This is a genomic window from Enterobacter sp. SES19 (assembly GCF_011765665.1).
Classification (GTDB): domain Bacteria; phylum Pseudomonadota; class Gammaproteobacteria; order Enterobacterales; family Enterobacteriaceae; genus Enterobacter; species Enterobacter pseudoroggenkampii.
Window position 1 is genome coordinate 2,715,624 of the sequence record NZ_CP050320.1, and the last position, 16,564, is coordinate 2,732,187.

15 protein-coding genes are annotated in these 16,564 nt (G+C 53.7%); 9 read left to right on the plus strand and 6 right to left on the minus strand.

The window, feature by feature from the left end; translation table 11 throughout:
* Nucleotides 1–32 precede the first annotated feature (32 nt).
* The 6 genes from GXP72_RS12900 to pdeR all read left to right on the plus strand — a co-directional run bounded on the left by GXP72_RS12900 (nucleotide 33) and on the right by pdeR (nucleotide 10,146).
* Nucleotides 33–419, plus strand: coding sequence for a hypothetical protein (locus GXP72_RS12900; protein WP_024907132.1), 387 nt, complete (start codon nucleotides 33–35; stop codon nucleotides 417–419).
* 95 nt (nucleotides 420–514) lie between these two features.
* Nucleotides 515–3,610 carry a multidrug efflux RND transporter permease subunit gene (locus tag GXP72_RS12905; protein ID WP_048992049.1) on the plus strand — a complete coding sequence of 1,032 codons (3,096 nt, stop codon included), beginning with the start codon at nucleotides 515–517 and terminating at the stop codon, nucleotides 3,608–3,610.
* Between the two features lie 270 nt (nucleotides 3,611–3,880).
* The gene (gene fabI, locus GXP72_RS12910; RefSeq protein WP_003856831.1) at nucleotides 3,881–4,669 is read left to right on the plus strand and encodes an enoyl-ACP reductase FabI; all 789 of its coding nucleotides are present in this window, start codon (nucleotides 3,881–3,883) and stop codon (nucleotides 4,667–4,669) included.
* 153 nt (nucleotides 4,670–4,822) lie between these two features.
* Nucleotides 4,823–5,809: an oxidoreductase gene (locus GXP72_RS12915; RefSeq protein WP_024907130.1), complete on the plus strand. Its 987-nt coding sequence runs from the start codon at nucleotides 4,823–4,825 to the stop codon at nucleotides 5,807–5,809.
* A gap of 88 nt (nucleotides 5,810–5,897) precedes the next feature.
* The gene (locus tag GXP72_RS12920; protein ID WP_208762971.1) at nucleotides 5,898–7,832 is read left to right on the plus strand and encodes an exoribonuclease II; all 1,935 of its coding nucleotides are present in this window, start codon (nucleotides 5,898–5,900) and stop codon (nucleotides 7,830–7,832) included.
* Between the two features lie 322 nt (nucleotides 7,833–8,154).
* Nucleotides 8,155–10,146, plus strand: coding sequence for a cyclic di-GMP phosphodiesterase (pdeR, locus tag GXP72_RS12925; protein ID WP_048992047.1), 1,992 nt, complete (start codon nucleotides 8,155–8,157; stop codon nucleotides 10,144–10,146).
* On the opposite strand, the gene GXP72_RS12930 is transcribed toward pdeR, so the two are convergent.
* Nucleotides 10,143–11,012, minus strand: coding sequence for a crotonase/enoyl-CoA hydratase family protein (locus GXP72_RS12930; protein ID WP_048991912.1), 870 nt, complete (start codon nucleotides 11,010–11,012; stop codon nucleotides 10,143–10,145). The genes pdeR and GXP72_RS12930 overlap by 4 nt on opposite strands.
* Nucleotides 11,013–11,205: 193 nt before the next feature.
* On the opposite strand from GXP72_RS12930, the gene GXP72_RS12935 reads away from it, so the two are divergent.
* The 3 genes from GXP72_RS12935 to osmB all read left to right on the plus strand — a co-directional run bounded on the left by GXP72_RS12935 (nucleotide 11,206) and on the right by osmB (nucleotide 12,666).
* Complete coding sequence (locus GXP72_RS12935; RefSeq protein ID WP_024907126.1) at nucleotides 11,206–11,388, plus strand: hypothetical protein; 183 nt, start codon at nucleotides 11,206–11,208, stop codon at nucleotides 11,386–11,388.
* 43 nt (nucleotides 11,389–11,431) lie between these two features.
* Nucleotides 11,432–12,184 carry a DNA-binding transcriptional regulator YciT gene (locus GXP72_RS12940; RefSeq protein WP_048991911.1) on the plus strand — a complete coding sequence of 251 codons (753 nt, stop codon included), beginning with the start codon at nucleotides 11,432–11,434 and terminating at the stop codon, nucleotides 12,182–12,184.
* Between the two features lie 263 nt (nucleotides 12,185–12,447).
* Complete coding sequence (osmB, locus tag GXP72_RS12945) at nucleotides 12,448–12,666, plus strand: osmotically-inducible lipoprotein OsmB (RefSeq protein ID WP_008501216.1); 219 nt, start codon at nucleotides 12,448–12,450, stop codon at nucleotides 12,664–12,666.
* Nucleotides 12,667–12,771: 105 nt separating this feature from the next.
* Here osmB and yciH read toward each other — a convergent pair whose 3' ends face one another.
* The 5 genes from yciH to pgpB form a co-directional block, all read right to left on the minus strand.
* Nucleotides 12,772–13,098: a stress response translation initiation inhibitor YciH gene (yciH, locus tag GXP72_RS12950; protein ID WP_208762972.1), complete on the minus strand. Its 327-nt coding sequence runs from the start codon at nucleotides 13,096–13,098 to the stop codon at nucleotides 12,772–12,774.
* Nucleotides 13,098–13,835 carry an orotidine-5'-phosphate decarboxylase gene (gene pyrF / locus GXP72_RS12955; protein ID WP_208762973.1) on the minus strand — a complete coding sequence of 246 codons (738 nt, stop codon included), beginning with the start codon at nucleotides 13,833–13,835 and terminating at the stop codon, nucleotides 13,098–13,100. Before pyrF ends, yciH begins: the two co-directional genes overlap by 1 nt.
* A 185-nt stretch (nucleotides 13,836–14,020) precedes the next feature.
* Nucleotides 14,021–15,190: a lipopolysaccharide assembly protein LapB gene (gene lapB, locus GXP72_RS12960; RefSeq protein WP_023335944.1), complete on the minus strand. Its 1,170-nt coding sequence runs from the start codon at nucleotides 15,188–15,190 to the stop codon at nucleotides 14,021–14,023.
* A gap of 6 nt (nucleotides 15,191–15,196) precedes the next feature.
* Nucleotides 15,197–15,505 carry a LapA family protein gene (locus tag GXP72_RS12965; protein ID WP_023312067.1) on the minus strand — a complete coding sequence of 103 codons (309 nt, stop codon included), beginning with the start codon at nucleotides 15,503–15,505 and terminating at the stop codon, nucleotides 15,197–15,199.
* Between the two features lie 148 nt (nucleotides 15,506–15,653).
* Nucleotides 15,654–16,421, minus strand: a complete 768-nt coding sequence (pgpB, locus tag GXP72_RS12970) for a phosphatidylglycerophosphatase B (RefSeq protein ID WP_024907122.1) — start codon at nucleotides 16,419–16,421, stop codon at nucleotides 15,654–15,656.
* Nucleotides 16,422–16,564: the final 143 nt, after the last annotated feature.

Below are 16,564 nucleotides of genomic sequence, written 5' to 3' on the forward strand. Positions count from 1 at the left end.
AAGATTTTATGAAGTTGGCTGCAATAATGAACATGGAACTTTCAAAATATTTCTCTCCTAAAAAACTGGGCATATATTCCCTGTTTCTCCTGCTGTCGTGGGGATTACTTTATACCTGGCTGGTGCTGGTACACAGAGTGGATGAAAAAGTCGCCTCGACGCTGCTCTCTTCCCCTATTATCTATGGCTGCATCGCGTTGTCGGTGGTCTCACTGATCATCCAAAATAAAGCTGGTGCGCTAACTGAGCTATTTGTCGTCGCCTTCTGGCTGATGGTGATTTTTGTTTATCTCATTATTACGTTCACCGTGCTGTTAAACGCGATGCCCGATATCGAGGATCTGGTCTTTTATTACGAATGTTATTTGATCATTTTTTTTGGCGGATCACCGCTGTACCTCATTATGAGAATGATTTGAGCCCTTGATCCACACGGCCTCCATAAACCGCCCACTTCCGCTAAACAGGTGCGCGGTAGAGTCTCTATCTCACTCTTTTGCACAAAAATAACTCAATGCCTCATTTTTTTATCGAACGTCCCATTTTCGCCTGGGTAGTGGCGCTGTTTATCGTCCTGACGGGTCTCCTGTCTATTCCTCGTTTGCCGGTTGCGCAGTATCCGGCGGTGGCACCGCCAGGTATCATCATTTCCGTCAGTTACCCGGGGGCCAGCCCCGATATCATGAATACGTCGGTGGTGTCGTTAATTGAGCGAGAAATCTCTGGAGTCGATAACTTGCTCTATTTCGAATCATCCAGTGACACAACCGGCTCGGCATCGATTACCGTCACGTTTAAACCCGGCACGGACATCAAGCTGGCACAGATGGATCTACAGAATCAGATTAAGATCGTCGAGCCTCGTCTTCCTCAGGCGGTAAGACAAAATGGCATTAACGTCGAGGCCGCTAATTCTGGATTTTTAATGATGGTGGGGCTGAAGTCCACCAACGGTCAATTCGAGGAAGCCGACTTAAGCGACTATTTTGCCCGAAACGTCAGTGACGAGCTTCGTCGCGTGCCCGGCGTAGGGAAAGTCCAGCTGTTTGGCGGCGAAAAAGCGCTGCGTATCTGGCTGGATCCAATGAAGCTCCACAGCTACGGCCTTTCGGTGAGCGATGTGCTTACTGCTGTTGGCCAGCAAAATGCCCTGGTTTCGCCCGGCAAAACGGGAGATGAGCCCGCATCTGAAGGACAAGGGGTAACGTATCCCATCACCGTAAAGGGACAGCTCTCCTCGGTCGAGGCGTTCAGGAATATCACCCTGAAATCTGACGCATCCGGCGCCCGCCTGAAATTATCCGACATTGCGCGGATTGAATCCGGCCTGCAAAGCTACGCTTTTGGTATCCGTGAAAATGGCGTGCCCTCGACGGCGGCGGCAATCCAGCTGTCGCCAGGCGCCAACGCAATGAGTACGGCTTCAGGCGTGCGTGCGCGCATCGACGAGCTTTCCCGGGTGTTACCCGACGGAATGGTGTTTACGGTTCCTTTCGATACCGCGCCGTTTGTGAAACTTTCTATCGTGAAGGTTGTTCAGACATTTGTGGAAGCGATGGTCCTCGTCTTCCTGGTTATGCTGCTGTTTCTGCACAAGATACGCTGTACGCTTATCCCGGCGATTGTTGCTCCCGTCGCACTTCTTGGCACCTTCACGGTGATGTTATTGAGCGGATACTCCATCAATATTCTGACGATGTTCGGCATGGTGCTGGCGATCGGGATTATCGTTGATGACGCCATTGTGGTCGTAGAGAACGTTGAACGACTGATGAAGGAAAAAAGTCTGTCCCCACGGGACGCTACCCGGCAAGCCATGCAGGAGATCACCCCGGCGATTATCGGGATCACGCTGGTGCTGACCGCCGTCTTTATCCCCATGGGGTTTGCTGAAGGATCCGTCGGGATTATCTACCGACAATTTTGTATTTCCATGGCGGTCTCCATACTGCTATCCGCGTTTCTTGCCCTGACGCTGACGCCTGCCCTGTGCGCTACGCTACTCAAGCCGCATCAGGGAGAAAAGAGCGGAGGTGGGCGGTTCGCGGCAGGGTTTAATGCGCGCTTTCATAGGCTTACCACCTGTTACGAAGCCGGGCTGGGTGCCGTTCTGAAGCGAACCGGGCGTATGCTGCTCCTGTACGTTGCGCTTTGTGCTGCGCTGTTTTTGGGTTTGTCTTCGTTACCGTCGTCCTTTCTGCCGGACGAAGATCAGGGCTACTTTATGTCCTCAATCCAGCTGCCTTCTGATGCCACGATGCAGCGCACCCTTAACGTGGTAAAAAAGTTTGAAGAGGAAATTACGGCCCGGCCGGATATTGAAAGCAACATTATGATCCTGGGGTTTGGATTTTCAGGTTCAGGACCGAATTCGGCTATGGCCTTCACCACGCTGAAGGACTGGAAAAACCGGCAGGGCTCGACGGCCCAGGATGAAGCCGACCATATACAGGACAGCATGGCGAACGTTACTGATGCCGTCACGATGAGCCTGCTCCCGCCGGCCATTTCGGATATGGGCACCTCCTCGGGGTTCACCTGGTACGTGCAAGACAGAGCAGGACTGGGCTACGAGGCGTTAAAGCGCGCTGCCGACGCGCTGGTCCTGCAAGCCAATCAGCGTCCTGAACTGAGTGACGTCTATATAGACGGTCTGCCGGAAGGAACCAGCCTTGCGCTCCAGGTTGACCGGGAAAAAGCGGAAGCGATGGGCGTCTCATTTGATGAAATCAACCAGACGCTCTCCGTCACCCTGGGCTCAAATTACGTCAACGACTATACGAACAACGGCCGCGTTCAACAGGTGATTATTCAGGCCGATGCGCCCTACCGAATGCAGCCTGAGCAGATACTGAAACTATCAGTGAAAAACCGGATGGGTGAGATGGTGCCGTTATCAACGTTCGTGACGATCTCCTGGAACGTTGCGCCGCAGCAGTTGACGCGCTATCAGGGTTATTCTGCTCTTCGCATTACCGGAAATGCGGCGTCAGGAGTATCCAGCGGCACCGCAATGAAGGTTATGGAGAGTTTGTCCAGAGAGTTACCTCAGGGCATGGCGGGCGAGTGGGCCGGGAGTGCATTGCAGGAGAGAAAATCGGAATCTCAGCTTCCGGGCCTTATTGTCCTGTCGATACTGGTCGTGTTTATGGTGCTCGCAGCCCTGTATGAGAGCTGGTCTATTCCTTTTGCGGTCATGCTGGTCGTTCCGTTGGGTCTTATCGGCGCGGTGATAGCGGTGTTTGTTGCCGGCATGACGAATGACGTTTTCTTTAAGGTCGGCCTGATTACGCTTATCGGCCTGTCAGCCAAGAACGCCATTCTGATTGTTGAATTTGCCAGGCAGCTCCATCGCCAGGGGCAGCCCCTGCTGGCGGCTACCATTCATGCCGCCAGCCAGCGCCTGCGTCCGATTCTGATGACATCGTTAGCCTTCAGCTTAGGGGTTGTTCCGTTGATGCTGGCCAGGGGGGCGAGCGACAGTACGCAGCATGCCATCGGTACCGGCGTATTTGGTGGCATGATTAGCGGTACGCTTCTCGCGATCTTCTTCGTACCGGTTTTCTTTATCGTCATTGCGCGTTTCGTCGACAACATCAGGAAAGCCTGAATACCCTGGTGGAATCACGCTGCCTCTCTGGTTGGATGAGGCGAAGCTGTTGCCGGGTGATATACTGGACGAATGCTGAAATTTTGAGCCCCCGCGAGTCCGCGGTGCATTCTTCGGGGCAGGCGTCTTCGGAGAAGTGCGAGAAATATCGTGACACAAGGGGCTGTGAGTGGGCTATAATTTCGAGCTAATTTCGAATGATTTTGAAATACTGCCTGTAACGCTATGAATTACAAGGCAAAATTAGCAATGAATATAAGGATTAAAGCTATGGGTTTTCTTTCCGGTAAGCGCATTCTGGTGACTGGCGTTGCCAGCAAACTGTCCATCGCATACGGCATCGCACAGGCAATGCATCGCGAAGGCGCTGAGCTGGCGTTCACCTACCAGAACGACAAGCTGAAAGGCCGTGTTGAAGAGTTTGCCGCGCAGCTGGGTTCCAGCATTGTTCTGGAATGTGACGTTGCACAAGACGAAAGCATCGACGGCATGTTTGCTGAACTGGCAAAAGCATGGCCGAAATTCGACGGTTTCGTTCACTCCATCGGCTTCGCTCCTGGCGACCAGCTGGACGGCGACTACGTGAATGCGGTTACCCGTGATGGCTTCAAAATCGCGCACGACATCAGCTCCTACAGCTTCGTTGCGATGGCAAAATCCTGCCGCGCGATGCTGAACCCGGGTGCAGCCCTGCTGACCCTGTCCTACCTGGGCGCTGAACGTGCTATCCCTAACTACAACGTTATGGGTCTGGCTAAAGCGTCTCTGGAAGCGAACGTACGCTACATGGCGAACGCAATGGGTCCTGAAGGCGTGCGCGTTAACGCCATCTCTGCAGGTCCTATCCGCACCCTGGCCGCTTCCGGTATTAAAGATTTCCGTAAAATGCTGGCACATTGCGAAGCGGTTACCCCGATTCGTCGTACCGTTACCATTGAAGATGTGGGTAACTCTGCAGCATTCCTGTGCTCTGACCTTTCCGCGGGTATCTCCGGCGAAGTGGTTCACGTTGACGGCGGCTTCAACATCGCTGCAATGAACGAGCTGGAAATTAAATAAGCTGTGACTCTCTTCCCGCCCGGGAAGAGAGTATTTCCCCCACGTCACCCCTTCGTTATTCCGTTCTGCTATTTGTTATCACCTAACAATATTTTTCCCTTTATCTGCCTTACGCCAGGATATTGATCGCCATTTTGAGATCAAGGAACGCACATGGAACAACGCCGTTTTTCCGGCAAAGGCCACTGGTATCACGAAACCCAGTCAAACCACGCGCAGACGGATGTTCTGCCCCTGGTGCCCGAAGCCGCTAACGTCGACGATCGTTTTTTGCTCGATTTAGCCTTGCCTGATGAGATTGTCGCCGCCTGTTCTGGCTGGCTTACTCCTGCCAGAGCCTTATGCCACCAGCTGTTTCCGCTCTCGATCCCCGTGAACCGCCTGCATACGCTCAGCGCTTACGATCGGCTCAGTACCGCGCTAACGGTCGCACAGGCCTGTGGCGTTCAGCGGCTCTGTAACCATTACGCCGCCCTCCTCGCCCCGCTTCCCGGCCCGGACTCCTCGCGCGAAAGCAACCGCCGCCTGGCACAGATCACCCAGTATGCCCGCCAGCTCGCCAGCTCTCCTGATGTCATTGATGATAAAGCGCAGAACCAGCTTGATGAGGTGGGGCTGTCCACGTACGACATCGTGGTGATAAACCAGATTATCGGGTTTATCGGTTTTCAGGCGCGCGTCGTCGCGATTTTTCAGGCCCTGTTGGGACATCCTGTTCGCTGGTTGCCAGGCCATCATATTCAGCCGCACACGCTTCCCGCGAGCCACGATGCATGGGTGCCGCTGTTGCCCGTCGTGGAGCTGCGCTATGCGAGTGCGCATCAGCTTGAGTCGCTGTCTCGCTGGCAGGCCGAACCCGCGCTGGAGGCGCTGACGCCGGTGCTTTGCCATGAGCCGTCGCTGCTCGACCTGACCGGAGAGATCCTGTTAAACAGCCGCGCAGAGATCCCGCAGACGTCACCCGCACTTTCGGCGGCGGTCGAACTGCTGACCCGCTCTCCGGACCGCTTCAGCGCCGCGCAGTTTACCCCGCTCACGGATCAAGGACTCCAGGGCGAATATGCCATCACGCTGCTTACCCAAAGTGCGTTTGATGGCTGGCTCAATCGTCTGAAAGTAGCGTTTGGTAAAGAGGAATAACCACACTCATTACCCAAAGACCGCTTGCTGAGACAGTGAGAATCGCGTAAAACTGTCAGCCGCTCAATGGCTACGAAAATAGAACATTATGTTTCAGGACAACCCGCTGCTAGCGCAGCTTAAACAGCAACTGCATTCCCAGACGCCGCGTGCAGAAGGGGTCGTAAAAGCCACGGAAAAGGGCTTTGGCTTCCTTGAAGTTGACGCCCAGAAAAGCTACTTCATTCCGCCACCGCAGATGAAGAAAGTGATGCATGGCGATCGCGTCATGGCCGTCATTCATACCGAGAAGGATCGCGAGTCCGCTGAACCGGAAGAACTGATCGAACCGTTCCTGACCCGTTTTGTGGGTAAGGTGCAGCGAAAAGACGATCGGCTTTCTATCGTGCCGGATCATCCCCTGCTGAAAGATGCCATTCCCTGCCGCGCCGCCCGTGGCGTTGAGCATGATTTTAAAGAAGGTGACTGGGCCGTAGCGGAAATGCGCCGTCATCCTCTGAAAGGCGATCGCGGTTTTTATGCTGAGTTGACCCAATTCATCACCTTTGGCGCCGACCATTTCGTGCCATGGTGGGTCACGCTGGCACGCCACAATCTTGAAAAAGAAGCGCCGAACGGCGTAGCGACCGAGATGCAGGACGAAGGTCTGACGCGCCGCGATCTCACCGCGCTGGATTTTGTCACCATCGACAGCGCCAGCACCGAAGATATGGACGATGCGCTCTACGCTGAAGAGAGCGCCGACGGCAAACTGCACCTGACCGTCGCCATTGCCGATCCCACCGCCTGGATTGCCGAAGGCAGCAAGCTGGATGACGCGGCGAAAATCCGCGCCTTCACCAACTACCTGCCGGGCTTCAACATTCCGATGCTGCCGCGCGAATTGTCAGACGATCTCTGCTCGCTGCGTCCAAATGAAGTGCGCCCGGTCCTTGCCTGCCGCATGACCATTGCTGCGGATGGCGCGATTGAAGACGATATCGAGTTCTTTGCTGCCACTATCGAATCGAAAGCCAAGCTGGCCTACGATAACGTGTCCGACTGGCTTGAAAATACCGGTAGCTGGAAACCTGAATCAGACGCCATTGCCGCGCAGATCCGTCTGCTGCATCGCATCTGTCTCAACCGCAGCGAGTGGCGTCAAACCCATGCGCTGGTGTTCAAAGATCGCCCGGATTATCGCTTTGTTCTGGGTGAGAAAGGCGAAGTGCTGGATATCGTGGCCGAACCGCGACGCATTGCGAACCGCATTGTTGAAGAAGCGATGATTTCCGCCAACATCTGCGCCGCACGCGTGTTGCGCGACAGGCTGGGCTTTGGCATTTACAACGTCCACACCGGGTTTGATCCGGCGAACACCGAAGCGCTGGCGGCCCTGCTGAAGAATCACGATGTGCATGTTGATCCGGAAGAAGTGCTGACCCTGCCGGGCTTCTGCAAGCTTCGCCGCGAACTGGACGCGCAGCCGTCGGGCTTCCTGGACAGCCGCATTCGTCGCTTCCAGTCATTCGCGGAAATCAGTACCGAGCCGGGCCCGCACTTTGGTCTTGGCCTCGAAGCATACGCCACCTGGACATCGCCAATCCGTAAGTATGGCGATATGGTTAACCACCGTCTGCTGAAAGCGATTATCAAAGGCGAAACCGTTGCTCGTCCTCAGGAGGACACCACGCTGCAGATGGCCGATCGCCGCCGTCTGAATCGCATGGCGGAACGTGACGTTGGAGACTGGCTGTACGCACGCTTCCTGCAGGATAAAGCCGGGACGGATACCCGTTTCGCCGCAGAGATCATCGATATCAGCCGCGGGGGGATGCGCGTCCGCCTGGTCGATAACGGTGCTGTCGCGTTTATTCCTGCGCCGTTCCTGCATGCGGTTCGTGACGAAATGGTCTGTAGTCAGGAAAACGGTACCGTGCAAATTAAAGGTGAAACAGTTTACAAGGTCACCGACGTGATTGACGTTACTATCGCCGAAGTTCGCATGGAAACCCGCAGTATTATCGCGCGTCCTGTCGCCTGATAACCGGTTCAATTGTCGGTCCTTTCCTTCGGGGAAAGGCCGGCAATTTTTCTGTTTATCCCCGCCACAAAATCATTATTTTTCCTTACTATTTTCAGTCTCCCTTCGCCCAAATTCGCCATAATTATCTACAGTAAAAGAGTGTTGTTATATTCGGTTACGTGAATTTTTATACGCTCAGTATCCTTTTTAGCCTGACTCGTTTTATTATAAGAAATTAGGGAAAAACAATAAGTTCACTTCGGTTTTGCCGCTGTTCCTCAACGGAAAAGTCGACTGCAAATGAATAATTTGTGCGCTAATGAAAGCTGCGGGAGAAAACATGATGGACGATCTGGAGCCGAATTTGCTGTTTCGCTACATGGGGACTCACAGCCCGTGGTGGCGCTTGTCAGCTGACAGCAACGCTCTGCACCTTTCCACCAGCGAAAATGCCGATGTCACTCAGGTCGTAGCGCTGGACGATGAACAGGCCGATCTCATCCGTCATTTAACCGTTATTACCTCCAGCATTTCAATGTCGCTCTCCCTCTACGGGGAAGATGTTCCGGTCCATCTTGTGGGCCGTAAAATTACCCGTAACGAGTGGGCCGGAACCGCTTCTGCCTGGAACGATACCCCCTCCGTGGCACGCGATCTGGCTCAGGGGCTCTCTTTCGCGGAACAGGTTGTCTCAGAGGCTAACTCCGTCATTGTTATTCTCGATCGGCACGGCAATATCCAGCGTTTTAATCGGCTTAGCGAAGAGTACACCGGCCTGAAAGAACATGAAGTCATTGGCCAGAACGTCTTTAAGCTGTTTATGAGCCGCAGCGAAGCGGCAGCTTCAAAGCGCAATATTACCGGTTTTTTTCGCAACGGCAGCTCATACGAAGTCGAACGCTGGATCAAAACGCGTAAAGGGCAACGGCTGTTTCTGTTCAGAAACAAATTCGTACACAGCGGCAGCGGTAAAAATGAAATTTTCCTTATCTGTTCCGGTACCGATATTACCGAGGAGCGCCGCGCTCAGGAGCGGCTGCGCGTGCTGGCCAATACCGATACCATCACCGGCTTGCCAAACCGTAATGCGATCCACGACCTGATTTCTGACGCCATCGCCAACCGCGGGGACACGCAGGTGGGCGTGGTGTATCTCGATCTGGATAATTTTAAAAAGGTCAACGACGCTTACGGGCATATGTTTGGCGATCAGCTGTTACAGGCCGTTGCCCTCGCCATTTTGAGCTGTCTGGATGAGGAACAGGTGCTGGCGCGACTTGGCGGTGATGAGTTTATCGTCATGGCCACCAATACCTCTCAGGGCTCTCTGGAGGCGATGGCATCGCGCATTTTAACCCGTCTGCGCCAGCCGTTCCGCATCGGTTTGATTGAGATTTATACCGGCTGCTCCCTGGGCATCGCCCTCGCCCCTCAGCATGGCAACGACCGGGAAAGCGTCATTCGTAACGCCGATACCGCCATGTACACCGCCAAAGAGAACGGCCGGGGCAAGTTCTGCGTCTTCTCGCCCGAGATGAACCAGCGCGTGTTTGAGTATCTCTGGCTGGATACCAACCTGCGTAAGGCGCTGGATAACGATCAGCTCCTGATTCACTATCAGCCGAAAATCACCTGGCGCGGGGAAGTCAGAAGCCTTGAAGCGCTGGTCCGCTGGCAATCACCAGAACGGGGTTTGATCCCGCCGCTGGAGTTTATCTCTTATGCCGAGGAGTCGGGGTTGATTGTGCCGCTGGGCCGCTGGGTGATGCTCGATGTGGTTCGCCAGGTGGCGAAATGGCGTGATAAGGGAATAAACCTGCGCGTGGCGGTGAACGTCTCTGCACGCCAGCTGGCCGACCAGACTATTTTCAGTGACTTAAAGCAGGCGCTGAAGGATCTGAATTTTGAATACTGCCCTGTCGATGTCGAATTAACCGAAAGCTGTCTTATCGAGAACGAAGAGCTGGCGCTGTCCGTGATCCAGCAATTCAGCCGACTAGGGGCGCAAATTCATCTGGATGATTTTGGCACCGGCTACTCTTCCCTTTCTCAACTGGCCCGCTTCCCTATCGATGCCATTAAACTCGATCAATCGTTTGTCAGGGATATTCATAAGCAGTCCATTTCCCAGTCTCTGGTGCGCGCTATCGTCGCGGTGGCGCAGGCATTAAATCTGCAGGTGATTGCCGAAGGTGTGGAAAGCGCAAAAGAAGACGCCTTTCTCACCAAGAACGGCGTCAACGAACGGCAGGGTTTTCTGTTTGCTAAGCCGATGCCCGCTGCCGCATTCGAGCGATGGCTAAAACGATATCAAGCGCGAAATCAACGTTAACTGGCTTTACGCAATCCCGCCGCGTGATGGCGGTTTTGCAGCGTGACCAGACGCTCCATGTAGGCGATATCTTTCGGCTCAAGGCAGAAAGCGGCGTCAACCCAGTCTTCCGTAATATCCATCAGTTCACTGCGGGGCAATTGCAGAACGCGCGTACGGGCGCGCAGCATCGCCCTTACGCCATTCAGTTTTGGCCGCAGCGTATCGATGAAGGTTCGGGTGGAGACATAGCTTTGTCCGGGTTCAAACAGGACATCCACCAGCCCGTGCTGTTCATACCATTCAGCCGTATGGGATTCCCCTTTATAGATGAGTTCCTCCGCCAGCTTCATGCCAGAACGGCGTGCAACCAGGGAATATCCCCCCATACCCGGAAACAGGTTGAAGGCAATCTCCGGAAAACCCAGACGGGCATCGCGCTGAGCCAGGACGAAATGGTGCGCCAGAGCGGCCTCAAACCCGCCCCCTAACGCACTGCCTTCGACCATCGCCAGAGAGATGGCCCCTGAATCAAACCCCCGTGAGGCCGCATGGACGCAATCAACGCAGGCGCGAGCGTACGCCCGTAACGCCTCCCGACGTCCGTTCTGAATGCACTCGACGAAGAACTGTAAATCACCGCCCACATTGTACATATCGGGAACCAGCGAACCGGTTACCCAAAAATCAACCGCAAAGCCAGACTGGCGAACCAGCCATGAGAAGTTCATGATCTCCTCAATTAACGCATGGTTAAAACAAGGCCGTGGCTGGGCCCGCAACATCATCCAGACGGTGTGACGCTCCGCTTCGTAATACCCTGACAGCTGCGTGAACCGTTCAGTATCGGTAAACAGTGTGCAGGTAGGCTGATTGATAACTGTCATAGTCTAATTCCTCTTATAAAAAAGCGCCTTGCGCGCCGTTTTAGACTAATCCACTCAATAAGCCCACTGCATGAGGGGGAATAAATTTATCACTTACGTTTATGTAATTTAGTTATTGCATTTTTTCCCTTCTCTTTTGATCCTAATTTCTGCATCATTGAAAATATTAACTTTTCGCGCCTGGGGTGAGATTATGTCTACTATTGACGCACAAGCTGTAGCACAACGAATTGATACCGTGCTGGATATCCTGGTGGCGGGCGATTATCACTCTGCTATCCGTAATCTCGAGATCCTGAAGTCTGAACTTCTTGCTCAGAATGGTGCTGACAACGCGCCTGAAAACAGACAGCCAAAAGCGCCGTGGGAAGTTTAACCCCACCGTCTCCGACCTCGTTTCGCTTTATTAAATGGATGCTATGAATTCCCGACAACAACTCATTTTGCAGATGGTCATCGATCAGGGACGCGTAAGCGTAGTCGATCTCGCTAAAACCACCGGCGTGTCTGAAGTCACAATCCGTCAGGATCTTAATCTGCTGGAAAAACAGAGCTACCTGCGTCGCGCGCACGGATATGCTGTCCCGCTGGACAGTGATGACGTTGAGACGCGCATGATGAATAACTACGCGCTCAAACGTGAACTGGCGGAATTTGCCGCGTCCCTGGTGAACAACGGCGAGACCGTTTTTATTGAAAACGGCAGCAGTAATGCTCTTCTGGCACGCACGCTTGCCGATCAAAAAGACGTTACTATCATCACCGTCAGCAGCTATATCGCGCATTTGCTCAAAGAGACGCGCTGCGAGGTGATTCTGCTCGGGGGTATTTATCAGAAAAAAAGCGAAAGCATGGTAGGCCCGCTGACCCGTCAGTATGTCCAGCAGGTTCATTTCAGCAAGGCCTTTATTGGGATTGACGGCTGGCAACCGGAGACAGGTTTCACCGGTCGGGATATGATGCGCTCTGACGTTGTGAATGCGGTGCTGGAAAAAGAGTGTGAAGCCATTGTGCTCACCGACAGCTCTAAATTTGGCGCCGTTCACCCGTATACGATGGGCCCCGCTTCACGCTTTAGCCGCGTGATTACCGACGAAAGATTGAGCGACGCGCACCGTAATAAACTGGAAGATGACGGACTGATCGTCAATATTATTAAAACAACCGCCTGAGTTCCCTCCGCGCCCGAATTTCGGGCGCATACGCCCTTCTTTCTCTGAGATGATTCTTAACCCTGCTTTAAGAGTTTTTACCTGTTTAACCCGCCTTAAAGTCGTAAAATTAATGTTAGCGATATAACAGGAAGTGACTATCACCTGCGTGATTACGTAACGCCTGCGCGACCAGCTTTCACGGAGAACAGAATTAAGTATTCGATTCGTCTATACTTAACGTGTACATCTTTCCGTGAATCGATAATTCAGGAGAAAGTATTATGACCTTAACCAGCAAAAAATTAGCCGCCGCTGTTCTGGCAATCACTGTAGCAATGTCCCTGAGCGCATGCTCTAACTGGTCTAAACGTGACCGTAACACCGCTATTGGTGCCGGTGCCGGTGCTCTCGGTGGTGCAGTATTAACGGATGGTAGTACGCTGGGTACATTAGGTGGCGCTGCTGTCGGTGGTATTATCGGTCACCAGGTTGGCAAATAATTATTATCTAAGCCTTCCTCGATATTGCGGTATTTAAACGCATTTCAGGTCTGACATACGCACGTATATAACACGAGCCACGGCATCTGCCGTGGCTCATTTATTTTAACCGCCTGCCAGTTTAACTTTCATGCCTTTGGCTTCCAGCAGTGATTTTATTAAATCACGTTTATCACCCTGGATTTCAATAACCCCGTCCTTTACGGCACCGCCGCAGCCACATTTCTTTTTCAGCTCGGCAGCCAGCTTAGTCAGTTCTGCATCATCCCGATCAATGCCTGAGATAAGGCAGACCCCTTTCCCCTTACGTCCGCTGGTCTGGCGCTGGATCCGAACGATGCCGTCCCCCTTAGGACGTTCCACTTTGGCTTTCGGTTCGTCTATCCGCCCGGAATCGGTTGAGTAGACCAGACGGCTGTTGGAATCGGTCATTACGCCCCCTTGTTCAGCGATGCATTGATAGCCTTAAGCGTCTCAGCCGGGTTTACAGACTGCGTCACCGGACGCCCGATAACCATATAGTCTACGCCCGCCGCCAGCGCCTGCTCAGGCGTCATAATGCGGCGCTGATCGCCCACGTCGCTGCCCGCAGGGCGAATCCCTGGCGTGACGAGTTTAAAATCCTGGCCCAGCGTTGATTTGAAACGTACCGCTTCCTGCGCGGAGCAGACGACGCCATCCAGGCCACACTGCTGCGTCAGACGGGCGAGACGTTCAGCATGTTCCGCAGGTGACAACGTCACGCCGAGGTCGCGTAAATCACTTTCGTCCATACTGGTCAGCACGGTGACGGCGATCAGCAACGGCGCGTCCTTACCGAACGGCAGGAGCGCCTCACGGGCGGCGGTCATCATTCTTGCCCCACCCGACGCATGGACGTTGACCATCCATACACCCAGCTCTGCGGCTGCAGCAACGGCGTGGGCCGTGGTATTCGGAATATCATGGAATTTGAGGTCGAGGAAAACGTCAAAGCCGCGCTGTTGCAGATCGCGAACGATTTGCGGTCCAAACAGCGTGAACATCTCTTTGCCAACTTTCAGACGGCAGTCGCGAGGGTCGATACCGTCGACAAACGCCAGTGCAGCGTCACGCTTATTGTAATCAAGCGCAACAACAACAGGAGAATCCGTAATTACGCGGGAAGTGGAGGATGTAACAGACGTCATGACCAGCCCTTTTCGTCTATGGGCGCGCAGCGGCGCGGAACAGATAAACGGCCAGCATTCTACCTGCCGCCGCCGCAAATTGACAGAAGCCATTTATGTCCCTGCCAGGCTGGCAAACCGCACGGTGTTGAGAAAGTGCTAAAAGCTATCAGTATGTTGTAACTAAAATGAAGGCTTTTAAAAAATCACTGCCCGTCCAGGCCGCGGATTGGCTTGATGGTTGACCAGGCCCGGCATGAAGGACAATGCCAATAGAGGGTATAGGCGGTAAAACCACACTTCTGGCAACGGTAGCGCGGCTTGCTGCGCACCTGTTCGCCAACCATGTCGCGCAGCACCATCAGGCTCTCTTTGGCGCGCCCTTCTTCCGCGTCGTTCAGGTGGTAATCCATCAGCTTATGGAAGACCCGCATCGTCGGATGACGCTGCAGCTGGCGCGTAATATACACCTGCGCGGTGTCGCTTCCCTCATACTGCTCAACAACGTCTGAGAGCATCAGTTCAGCGGTGGCGCCGGTATTTTCTTCCACGCAGCGACGCAGGAATGCTACCCACTCTTCCTGCTTGTCCAGCTGTTGATAGCAGGTTTGCAGCATTTCCAGCGTTTCACTGACCAGCTCTTTATCCTGGTCGATAACCCGTAGCAGGCTTTCAACGGCTTTGGCATAGTCGCCATTCGCCATAAAGACGCGCCCCATCATGATGGAGATTCGCGCGCTGTTGCGGTCCGCGGCGGCGCCTTTCTTCAGCAGCGCCATGGCTTTATCCATGTCGTCGTTACCCATCTGCTGAAGCGCAAGCTCACAGTAGAAATGGGCTATCTCAACGCGCTGCTTATCTTTACCCAGCTTCACCAGACGTTCAGCCGTATCAATGGCTTTTTGCCAGTCGCTGGTGGCCTGATAAATCTGCAGGAGCTGCTGCAGCGCGCCGATGCGGAAATCTGTTTCATCCACCAGCTGCGCGAACATATCTTCGGCGCGATCGTACAACCCCGCAGCCATGTAATCACGCCCCAGCTGTTGCACCGCAAGGAGACGTTGATCGTAGGTCAGCGAGGCGCTTTCCATCAGGGTCTGGTGAATACGAATGGCGCGATCGACCTCGCCGCGCGAGCGGAACAGGTTACCCAGGGTGAGATGCGCTTCAACCGTCCCTGTATCCTCTTTCAGCATATCGAGGAACAGGTCTACCGCTTTGTCCTGCTGATTGCTCAGGAGGAAGTTCACCCCCGCAACGTAGTCGCGGGAGAGCCGGTTGGCCTCATCCTGTTTTGTTTGTTGCGCACTTCTGCGGCCCATATACCAGCCATAGGCTGCGGCTACAGGCAAAAGCAGAAACAACAACTCCAACATAGTCGATTATTCCTTCACGACCGGCACACCAGAGCTTTCCGGGATGTCAGACGCAGGGGCAATGTTATTTTCGAGTCGCTTAATTTTACGTTCAGCGCGCGCAAGAGAAACACGGACTTTCAACCAGAACAGACCGCAAACCAGCCAGCCAATGGCAAAGCCAGCAGCAAATAAGACCGCCAGCAGGCTCGAGACGCGATACTCACCCTGAGCCAGCAGATAGTTAAACGTCACCTGTTGATCGTTTTGTGCACCCAATGTGACTGAAATGACAAAAATCGCCAATACCAGTAAGAAAATGAGTAAATATTTCACATTACTTCCCGTTATGTGGTTCAAGCGAATAAAGTGTGTTCAACTCACCGCAATCAGCCTTATAAACTACCATTTTAGCGACGGGCGCGAAACGGAAAAAGTGACGCGCCAGTCATGTATCTATGGGCATAATACGGTTTATCAACCGTCAGGCGTCCGTTTGGTCCCTTTCGGCTATTTCTTCTTTCTCTTCCGGCGGTGGTGTAAGCGGGCCGCAGAATCGTTCAGCGAGCCAGGTCGCCAGCGTCACCAGCAACCATGAGATCAGCGTGGCAACGACCAGGTCCCGCGGCCAGTGCATCCCCAGCAGTAAGCGGCTGCCCATAACCCCTGTCGCCCAGACCAGTAAAATCACCAGCGTGACCGTTCGACGCCTTGGCCACAGCAGCCCCACCCCCAGTAACGCCCAGCTGGCCGCAAACATGGTGTGACCGGAAGGAAACGCGAATCCCGTCTCTTTCTGCCAGTGTTTACGCAAGAATTTCGGGATATCCTGCTGTTCCGCAAGCTGTTCTTTCACCAGGGTTCCGCGATCTTTACGCTTTAAATTGTAGAACTCATCCACCGGAACATGATGCGTTTTTTCCAGCCAGACGACAAAAGGACGCGGTTCCTGAACGCGATCTTTTACCCAGGACTTCACGCCCTGACCAACAAGGATAGCGCCTCCGAGGATCGCAAAAAGCATCAGCGCCGCACGCAAACGAAAGCGCAGGCACCACAGAAACCAGGCGCAGAGGAGGACATGGGTAATAATTCCCCACGGCTGGGTGACCGTTTCCGTTATCCAGTATAACGTTTTCAGCCACATGGCATTCTGCCCCGGCTGCCACATCCAGCCTGAGAGCCATACGGCCAGGGGCATAATCAGTAAAATGGCCGCGCCTGCTGCCGTACGTCTGGCGATTGAAAGCATGTCTTCTCCTTTTTCGCTAAGCCTCACAATCATAACTGAAATTCATTCGATGGGTGGATATGTCGGATCGTGCGTTTAACGTTCATATAGCATGGTGCCTATTAGGCGAACCTGCTGAGCTTGTGGCAAAATGAACTGATACA

What these genes read in the sequence shown, in the direction of transcription:
- GXP72_RS12900 (WP_024907132.1), top strand. Translation starts at nt 33, where the DNA reads ATGGAACTTTCAAAATATTTCTCTCCTAAAAAACTGGGCATATATTCC.
- GXP72_RS12905 (WP_048992049.1), top strand. Translation starts at nt 515, where the DNA reads ATGCCTCATTTTTTTATCGAACGTCCCATTTTCGCCTGGGTAGTGGCG.
- fabI (WP_003856831.1), top strand. Translation starts at nt 3,881, where the DNA reads ATGGGTTTTCTTTCCGGTAAGCGCATTCTGGTGACTGGCGTTGCCAGC.
- GXP72_RS12915 (WP_024907130.1), top strand. Translation starts at nt 4,823, where the DNA reads ATGGAACAACGCCGTTTTTCCGGCAAAGGCCACTGGTATCACGAAACC.
- GXP72_RS12920 (WP_208762971.1), top strand. Translation starts at nt 5,898, where the DNA reads ATGTTTCAGGACAACCCGCTGCTAGCGCAGCTTAAACAGCAACTGCAT.
- pdeR (WP_048992047.1), top strand. Translation starts at nt 8,155, where the DNA reads ATGATGGACGATCTGGAGCCGAATTTGCTGTTTCGCTACATGGGGACT.
- GXP72_RS12930 (WP_048991912.1), bottom strand. Translation starts at nt 11,012, where the DNA reads ATGACAGTTATCAATCAGCCTACCTGCACACTGTTTACCGATACTGAA.
- GXP72_RS12935 (WP_024907126.1), top strand. Translation starts at nt 11,206, where the DNA reads ATGTCTACTATTGACGCACAAGCTGTAGCACAACGAATTGATACCGTG.
- GXP72_RS12940 (WP_048991911.1), top strand. Translation starts at nt 11,432, where the DNA reads ATGAATTCCCGACAACAACTCATTTTGCAGATGGTCATCGATCAGGGA.
- osmB (WP_008501216.1), top strand. Translation starts at nt 12,448, where the DNA reads ATGACCTTAACCAGCAAAAAATTAGCCGCCGCTGTTCTGGCAATCACT.
- yciH (WP_208762972.1), bottom strand. Translation starts at nt 13,098, where the DNA reads ATGACCGATTCCAACAGCCGTCTGGTCTACTCAACCGATTCCGGGCGG.
- pyrF (WP_208762973.1), bottom strand. Translation starts at nt 13,835, where the DNA reads ATGACGTCTGTTACATCCTCCACTTCCCGCGTAATTACGGATTCTCCT.
- lapB (WP_023335944.1), bottom strand. Translation starts at nt 15,190, where the DNA reads ATGTTGGAGTTGTTGTTTCTGCTTTTGCCTGTAGCCGCAGCCTATGGC.
- pgpB (WP_024907122.1), bottom strand. Translation starts at nt 16,421, where the DNA reads ATGCTTTCAATCGCCAGACGTACGGCAGCAGGCGCGGCCATTTTACTG.